Source organism: Geomonas sp. (assembly GCF_035254065.1).
Taxonomy (GTDB): Bacteria; Desulfobacterota; Desulfuromonadia; order Geobacterales; family Geobacteraceae; genus Geomonas.
In genome coordinates, this window is record NZ_DATFBA010000266.1 from 1 (window position 1) to 8,161 (window position 8,161).

Here is an 8,161-nt window from a genome sequence, read left to right on the forward strand (position 1 = left end):
AGGGTGTTGTCGTTGTCCCAGTCGGAGGTGTCGATCCAGGAGAGGACGAAGTTGCCGTAGATCGGGTTGTAAACCAGGTCGGGGGATGATTGGCTGAGGTGGGACGTGGTCGTATAGGAGTAGGTCCCGGAGTAGCCCAGGACGGACGAGGTGAGCGTCAGCGAGGTGTCAGTGGCGATGCTCGCCACCTGGTAGTAGATCCCGTTGATCTGTATCTTGTCTCCCGGCGTGAGCCCGCTCTTGGTGAAATTGGTGCCGTTGCCGGTCACGCTGCTGCTCGCGGAGTCAAAGCTGTACGACAGGTAGCTGAGGTTACTCAACGAAGTAACGCCGGTGGGGAAGATGTAGGGGCTAGTGAGGGTCAGATTGTTGTCATCGGTAACCGAAGCGACCGTGTAGGCGACGTTGTTGATGACGAAGATGTCGCCGGTGCTGATCTTGCTGAGGAAAGTTGTGTTGGTGCCCACCACCTGGGTGGGAGTGGTTGAGTTGATGGAGATGCTGCCGTTACTGGTGGGAGATTTATACTGGCCTTTGACGGTAACCGTACCGGCCGGGAGAGAGTTCCCCACGTGCTCGGTGATCACGAAGTTGTCCGGGACGTTCGCCGACCCGCTCATGGAAGGAGTGACCGCATCGCGAAGCAGCAACGTGCCGTCGGCGCGCACGAACTGGCCGAAGATCTGGCTGTAGCTATTGCGGGTGTCGGTCCAGACGATCAGGTACTTGCTCTTGGTGCTGTCAACAGGGTCCGGGTAGAACGCGATCTTGGGCGGGGTGGGCGACGCGGTAGTGCTACTGGTGATCTTCAGATCAGTGGATGCCGGCACCCAGTTTACGCTTATTCCGGTCTTGGTGGTGGTGGTGTTGTCGAAACGCGGGATGCCGTCGGCGTAGGTATTTCTCGCCTGCATGATCCTGCCGTAGATGTCGAGGGAGCCGCTACTGCTGTTCCGAGCGTCGGTCCAGACGGTCATGTACTGGTGGTTGACGGTGTCGAAGGCAACCGCGGGCTGGGACTGATCGAAAGGGCTGGTACTCACCTGGATGTCGCTGGTGAGGATAGCGGCAGCCCCGACCCGTTTGGCAGTGACGGAGTTGGTCCCGCTCCCCGACTTCTGGCCGGAACAGCTAAAGAGTACGGCAAGCGCCAACAGAAGCAGCGTCCAGCTAAGTTTCCTGTGCAGATTCATTTTGTTACCCCTTCAAGTGCGATCAATCCAAGTTTAAGTTCAGCCACGGCTGCGGAAAGCTAAGCTGTCTGGTGTTTCACTGCGACCGGCACCGGCACCAGCCTGCCCGCCTGGGAAGCCGTCCTGATCCGATCAAGTATCGGCACCGGCTCCGGTATCTTGAGCGAGCAGGCGTGCGGCTACTGGTCGGTGAAAATGAGGTTCACGTAACCGGGAGGGGTGATGGTCGCCACCCGGTTGGTGTTCACCTCCAGCGCCTCGAAGGAGACCTTGACGCGGTAGGTGTAGGTGGTGACTAGCCCCTGGGCGCTGCAATCGAGGGCCTGGGGGGTGACCGTGGTCCTCAGGAAGTTCTTCAGGTCCGAAGATGCCACCACCACCGGTATCGAGACGGAGCCGCCGGGGGCGACCCTTTGCCCGGAGGTAGGGTACTGGGTGGCGAAACCGAGCGGCAAGGCCGGGGTGACCGTGTTGGCCGGAATCAGCGTGAGGGTGATCTTGTCGATGATCAGGTCGGAAGGAAGAATGGTGGTCGACGAGCCGCCATAGACGGTGCTGTTGATGGTGTAGGTGGCGGAGTCGGGGGTCGTATTGGGGACGATGGGGGGGCCGCAGACGGCCACGGAGGAGTTGACGTCGGCCCCGGGGGTGTTGGCGGTGGCGACCACGGTGGCGAACTCGCCGGTCCCCTGCGCCTTGTCGCTGCCGCACGAGGTGAGGACGCCGATGGCCAACGCGCCGCAAATCAAGCTGGAAACAAACCTTCTACGCATTACCGTTTCTCCTTAAATGACAACCTTCGGGGTGATGAAAATGAGCAATTCCGTCTTGGTCTTGAGCTTCGAGTTGGACTTGAACAGCCACCCCAAAAGCGGGATGTCGGCCAGGAACGGGATGCCGGTGTCGGTCTCGGTCTCGTTGTCCTGGTAGATGCCGCCGATGACGGTGGTCTCGCCGTTGGCGACCAACAGCTCGGTGGTCGCCTCCTTCTTGTTGATCGGGGGGGGCGAACCGGTGCCCGGCGAGTTGTTGCTGGCCTTGATCTTCATGCTGACCGAGCCGTCCGCGGTGATGTGCGGGGTAACCTCCAGGGTGAGCGCCGCCTCCACGAATTCGGTCTTGGTCCCCTCGGCGGAGGTGGTCTGGTAGGGGATCGACTGTCCCTGGGAGATCTTGGCCGCCTTGTTGTTGAGGGTGACCACCTTCGGGGTGGAGACGATCTTCACCTCGCCGATGGTGGCCGCGGCGGAGAGCCTCATGTCCACCTGGATGTTGCTGTTCAGCTTGCCGAAGGACATCCCCATGCCGATGCCGCCTGCGCCGGTGGAGCCGGGGCCGGCGGAGGAGACCACGCCGCCGAAGGTGGAGTCGACCGAGTTGATGTTGGCGAAGGAGGCGGAACCGTCCTTGTAGTGCATCTCCCACTGGACACCGAGGTCGCGGGTGAAGGAGGAGGTCGCCTCCACGATGCGCGCCTCGATCATCACCTGCTTCTCGGGGATGTCCAGGTTCTTCAGCAGCTGGCGCATGGCGTCCAGCGCGGGCTGGATGTCGGTCACGATCACCCGGTTGGTCCGCTCGTCCCTGATGATGGTGCCGCGCTCGCTCTTCAGGGCCTGGAACTGGGTGGCGATGTCGCCGATGGTGGCGAAGTTGACCTCGAAGATCATGGTCCGCAGCGGCAGGGTGGCCTCGACCGCCCGCTTGGCGGCGGCCTCCTCCTGCGCCTGGGTCTGCAGCTTGGACTTCGGCTTGATCTGCACGATGTTACCCTCGCGCTGCATGCCGAGCCCCTTGGCGTCAAGGATCACGTCCAGCGCCTGGTCCCAGGGGACGTTCACCAGCTTCAGGCTGATGGTGCCGGAGACGTCGTCGGAGATCAGGAAGTTGAGGTTGGAGACCTCCGCGATCAGCTGGAAGATCTTCCTGATGTCGGCGTCGGAGAACTCCAGGGTGACCCGGCGGCCGGTGTAGACCTTCCTGACCGGACGGGCGTGGTCGGGGATGGGGAGCTCGGTCGCCTGGTCCGCGCCTCTGGGCTGGACGACCAGCTCCTCGGCCACCCTCCCCTCGGCGGCGGCCGGGGCCTTGGCGGCGGGGGCGGGGGGGAGCTTGGCGGCCACCGGCGGGACCGGGTTCGCCACGTCGAGCACCACCACTTCTCCTCTGCGGCTCATGGAGAAGTGCGGGGTCCCTTTCACCCTCACCAGCAGCTTGGCGACCGGTGCCCCCTTGACCTTCACCTGGTAGGGGGTCACCGAGAGGACCGGGGAGCCGAACTTGCCGGTGTCGAGTGCGCGCTGCAGGTTCTTGGGGACCTGGCAGTTGGCTATCGACAGCGAAATACCCTGCGGCCCGCGTACCGGCTGGCTCGCCTCGCAGGTGCCGAACATTTTGATGGTTATCCTGGAGAAGCCATCCACCACCTTGAAGTCGACCGCCTCCAGCGCCCCTTTGGACTGGCGGGGACGCGGCACCTCGCTCTTCACGGCGGCCGGTGCGGGAACCGGCGGTGCGCTGGCGGCGACCGTCTCGGAACCCGCAGCACCCCTGGCGGTGGCGGGGACGGACTTGGCGCCGGTGGCAGCCTGGGCGCTCTGGGTGGCGGGCTTGGCCGGCGCTGACTGGGCGGCTGCCTCCCCCTTCAGGCGGATCTTCAGCCCCAGGTCGCTCTTCACCACCTCGTAGGCGGGGAGCTTGTCACCGGAGGCGTCCAGCACGACGCGGAGTTTGTCGGCGGTGGTCCCAACCCGGGCGCTCGCCACCCCGAAGGCGCCGATGGGGACCACGTTCTTTTCCAGCGCGCTCTTCACGCCGAACATGTCCACCACGATCCGGTCCGGCTTGGAGAGCTTGAAGGAGTTGAAGGTCTGCGGGATACCCCCCGCCACCGAGACCTCAACCCCGTCGCGGGTGATCAGGATGGCGTTCACCCGGGGACCGGAGATCTCGGCCTTCCACTTGCCGCCGGTGCTCTCGGCACTCTTTACCTGCTGGTCGGCAGCCTTGTCGGCCTTGACCGGCGCCGTGGCCGCTTCCGGCTTCGCCTTGGCGGGGACGGCCGGGAGCGCGCCGGGGGCGGCGTCGGCGACCAGGGTCTTCTCCTCGATCCTCTGTTCGGAGAGCGGCGCCTCCTTGCCCCCCGCCGTGGCCTGCTTCGCCGCCGGCTGCGACGGCTTGCTTTCGGACACAACCGGCGCCAGCGCGATCTCCAGTTTGCTGCGGTCGGCGGGTGCGGTGCTGGCGGTGAAGTCGGTATCCTTCACCAGCGCGATCTCCACCCGGGTCAGGACGCCCCCCCCCAAGGCCTGGCGCACCACGTCGATGCGGCGCACGTTGCCGCGGTTCACCTCGATGGGGGAAGCCACCGGGCCCGGCTCGGTCTGGGAGATGTCGATCACGATCTTGGCGGGTTCGCCGGCCTTGTAGGAGGTGTAGGTGAGCGGCTTGTCGCTGACGAGCTCGATGCGGTTGGCGTCGGCCGAGACGTTGACCGTGCGGAGCGTGGCAAAGGCGGAGGCCCCTGCCTGGCTCGGCTCGTTGACGGCGGACATCCTCTTGACGCAGCCGGAACAGCTCGCCACCAGAGCGATGAGCGCCATGGCATGACAAAGGATTCTGCTCGGGAAGATTCTCATCAATAACGCTCCTTACCTTTTCTTGGCCAGCGTAAGCACGATCTTTCTCTGCCGGTAGCGGTTCCCTTCCTTCACCCGCTCGACCACCTCCACACCGTTGGCGGTGATCCTGGAGATACGGCCGTTGTTGTTGCCGATCTGCATTCCCTCCTGCACCACGTACCCCTTGCCGTTGGGATCGACCACCAGGGCCCGGTTCTCCCTGAGCCCCGCGATGATGCCGACCACCTTGAACTTGGAGACCTCGAAGCTCTGGATGGGGAGCAGGTCGGCGGCGGGGGGAGCCGGAGCCTTGTTGGCCGGGGACTGGACGTTCTGCATGGGAGCCGGCGCCGCGGGAGGTGCCCAGGGCTTGAAGGGATCGGTCTTCTTGCTGAAATCGAAGGGGGATCCCTGCCTGGCGGAGGAGAGCTGCTTCTGCACGGCGGCCCCGGGCTGACCGGGCTGACCGGGCTGACCGGGCTGAGCGGCGGGTCCAGCAGGCCCTGCAGGCTTGGGAGGCTCGGACGGCTTCTTGGGCGGCGGAGGCGGGGGTGCCGGCGCTTCCTTCTTCCCGCAGCCGGCCAAAACCGCCGCTGCTATCAGGCAGACCGTGAGCCCGCTACTTAGGTTTCTTTTCATTCTTTAGCTCGCCTTTGTCGAGGAAGCGGAAGGTGGTGGCCAGACAGTTCACCCTGACGAAGGAGCGTCCGTTGACGTTCCTGATGTCGGCGAACACCACGTTGTTGATGTTGACGATACGCGGCAGCCGGGAGACCGCCACGAAGAAGTCGGCGACGTTGAAGAAGGTGCCGGATACGGCGATGTCGACCGGCACCTCCGCGTAGAAGTCCTTGGGGACCTCGGGCCTGGGCTTGAACAGCAGGAAGTCCAGCCCTGCTCCCTTGCCGGCGCTGGAGATGCTGGTCAACAGGGAGGGGATCTCCTTCTGGTTGGGGAGCTCGGTGAGGGCGTTGTCCAGGTCCACCTTGAGCTGCTCGAACTCCGCCTTGTAGCGCGGCAGGTTGTTGGCGATGCGCCGGTTGTCCTGGATCTGCTTTTGCAGGTCGTCCAGTCTCCCCTGCAGTGCGTTCAGCTCGTTCATGCGCGGCCGGTACAGGAAGTTGAACAGGGCGGCGCTCTCCACGAGGAGCAAGACGAGCAGAATGCCGACCTTCTGCCGGACGGGGAGCTTGAATAGTTTTTCTAGTTCCGGATGCATGTTCGTTATCCCCTAGCCGCTAGCTCTTGATCACCATGCCCAGATCGAACCGCTTCGCCTTGACCCCGCTGACATCGGTCTGCTCGGTGATCTGCAGCTCGATGTTGGCGAAGGAACCGGAGTTCTGCAGGTTCTTCATGAAGGCGGCGATCAGCTCCTCGTTCAGGGCCACCCCCGAGATGGAGACGGAGTTGCCGCTCTCGACGTACTTGGTGAGCCAGAGCTTTTCCGGCACCGCGTCCGAGAGGGCCGCCAGCCTCGCCGCCGGCCCGGTCTTCGCCTTGCGCAGCTGGCTCAAGACGTCGAGTTTCTTCTTCACTTCCGCCTGCAGCTTCTTGATGTTGTCGATAGCCCCGATCTTGGACTTCAGTGACTTCAGATCGTTTTCCGACGATTCGATCTGCTGCTTGGCGTTGGTGACCTTGGCGGAGAGCAGTCCGTACATGCTCACCCCCACCACCAGGACGCCGATCACCGAGAGCACCAGGATGGAGACCTGCTGCCTGACCGTTTCCCTCTTCTTGGAGGCCCTAACCGGGAGAAGGTTTATCCTGATCATTTATCCCCGAGCCTCCTCGTCGCCAGCCCCACGGCAACCGCCAGCATGGGTGCGACCTCGTTGAGATAGCCGGCGTCAAAATCCTTCTCGCTCACCATCACCCTGGCCAAGGGGTCGAGCATCTCGATGGGGAGCGCCAGCCTCTGCTGGACGGAATCCATCAGCATGGGGGTCTTGCCGGCGCCGCCGCTCAAGTAGACCTTGGAGATGCGCCCCTCCCCTGCCGTCGAGTTGTAGAAGTCCAGCGAGCGACGCATCTCCAGGGCGATGGTCTCGTTGACCCGCTGCAGGATGTCGATCAGCCGCGGGTCCCCCGAGGTGGTGGCGGTCAGCTTCTTCATCTCCGCGCTTTCCGAGTTCAGGCCGAACTGCTTCTGAATTTCCTCGGTGTAGAGGTTGCCGCCGATCTGGACGTCGCGGGTGAAGAGGGAGATGCCGTCCCGCACCACGTTGAGGTTCATGATGCTGGCGCCGATGTTGACTAACGCTACCACCTCGCTCGGGTCGGCGTCGTAGTTGGATTCGTAGGCGTTCTGCACGGCGAAGGAGTCGACGTCGACCACCACCAGCTTAAGTCCCGCCTCGGCGAAGACCGCCAGGTAGTCGTTGATGATGTCCTTCTTGCTGGCGACCAGCAGCACGCTCATCTTGGAGGGGTCCTGCTCGTCGGGGGAAAGGATCTGGAAGTCGACGTTCACGTCGTTGATATCGAAGGGGATGTACTGCTCGGCCTCCCAGTGGATCTGGTCTTCCAGTTCCTCCACGGGCATGACCGGTAAAGAGATCTTCCTGATGATGACGGCGTTTCCGGAGATCGAGCAGACCGCCTCCTTGGCGTCGATGTTGAGGGTCCCCACCAGGTTCTTGATGGTCTCGACGATGGAGGAGCTGTCCATCAGGGTGTTATCGACGATGGCCTCGGCCGGCAGCGGGAGCACGCCCACGTTCACCAGCTGGTAACCCGCCTTGCCCTCGCGCAGCTCCACCAGCTTGACGGAGCTCGATCCGATGTCGACGCCGACGATGTCCTTTTTCTTGGAGAAAAGCATGGCCTGTTCCTGTCCCGGTTAGTCCTGAAATACCTTCTTCTTCTCGGCAAGCGAAAAGCCGAGGGCGAGCAGAATCTTGCGTTTGGTCTCCATCCGGCAGTCCTCACCACGCTCGATCCGGTCGATGGTGATCGGGGAGACCCCGGCCAGCCGCGCCAGCTCGGCCTTGCTCAGCAGGCGCTCTTCCCGCAACCTCTTTACACAGTTCATGATCATAGTGGACCCGTTTGACAGTTGGCGAATTTTGCGTGACATTTGCCGAAATTTGGAGAAATGTCAAGCAATTAATTCAAGTTATATGTAATTATGCTTCATACGTGATACGACAGTGATATTTACATTCGCCAATGAGCCCTCGTATGAGATGAGATAGTGACGCACAATCAAGCCGTTAGCGCTCAAGTCCCTCCTGCCGGAAGGGGTTGCATTTTTTTGATGCGAAAACTCCTCGCACTCGGACATGCCTTCATCGGCATCCCCGGCATCCTTCCCGCTCCCTGGCCCTCCCCCTCCGGGAGAGG

The 8,161-nt window shown here is 62.8% G+C and carries 7 protein-coding genes and 1 pseudogene; all 8 read right to left on the reverse strand.

Going from position 1 to position 8,161, the window contains the following annotated elements; translation table 11 throughout:
• Positions 1-1,193: pseudogene (locus VJ604_RS12160) on the reverse strand (hypothetical protein); the annotation flags it as partial.
• A gap of 179 nt (positions 1,194-1,372) precedes the next feature.
• Positions 1,373-1,966: a hypothetical protein gene (locus VJ604_RS12165; RefSeq protein ID WP_324082842.1), complete on the reverse strand. Its 594-nt coding sequence runs from the start codon at positions 1,964-1,966 to the stop codon at positions 1,373-1,375.
• Between the two features lie 12 nt (positions 1,967-1,978).
• Entirely contained in the window at positions 1,979-4,795 is a 2,817-nt protein-coding gene (locus VJ604_RS12170) for a type IV pilus secretin PilQ (protein WP_324082844.1), read from the reverse strand.
• Between the two features lie 48 nt (positions 4,796-4,843).
• On the reverse strand, positions 4,844-5,452 hold the full coding sequence (locus VJ604_RS12175) for a pilus assembly protein PilP (protein ID WP_324082846.1): 609 nt from the start codon (positions 5,450-5,452) through the stop codon (positions 4,844-4,846).
• Entirely contained in the window at positions 5,433-6,032 is a 600-nt protein-coding gene (locus VJ604_RS12180) for a type IV pilus inner membrane component PilO (RefSeq protein ID WP_324082848.1), read from the reverse strand. Before VJ604_RS12180 ends, VJ604_RS12175 begins: the two co-directional genes overlap by 20 nt.
• A 19-nt stretch (positions 6,033-6,051) precedes the next feature.
• A complete protein-coding gene (locus tag VJ604_RS12185; protein ID WP_324082849.1) occupies positions 6,052-6,591 on the reverse strand; it encodes a PilN domain-containing protein in 540 nt (179 codons plus the stop codon).
• On the reverse strand, positions 6,588-7,640 hold the full coding sequence (pilM, locus tag VJ604_RS12190) for a type IV pilus biogenesis protein PilM (RefSeq protein ID WP_324082853.1): 1,053 nt from the start codon (positions 7,638-7,640) through the stop codon (positions 6,588-6,590). The genes VJ604_RS12185 and pilM overlap by 4 nt, the downstream gene beginning before the upstream one ends.
• An 18-nt stretch (positions 7,641-7,658) precedes the next feature.
• Complete coding sequence (gene relB, locus VJ604_RS12195; protein WP_324082854.1) at positions 7,659-7,856, reverse strand: type II toxin-antitoxin system RelB family anti-toxin; 198 nt, start codon at positions 7,854-7,856, stop codon at positions 7,659-7,661.
• Positions 7,857-8,161 lie beyond the last annotated feature (305 nt).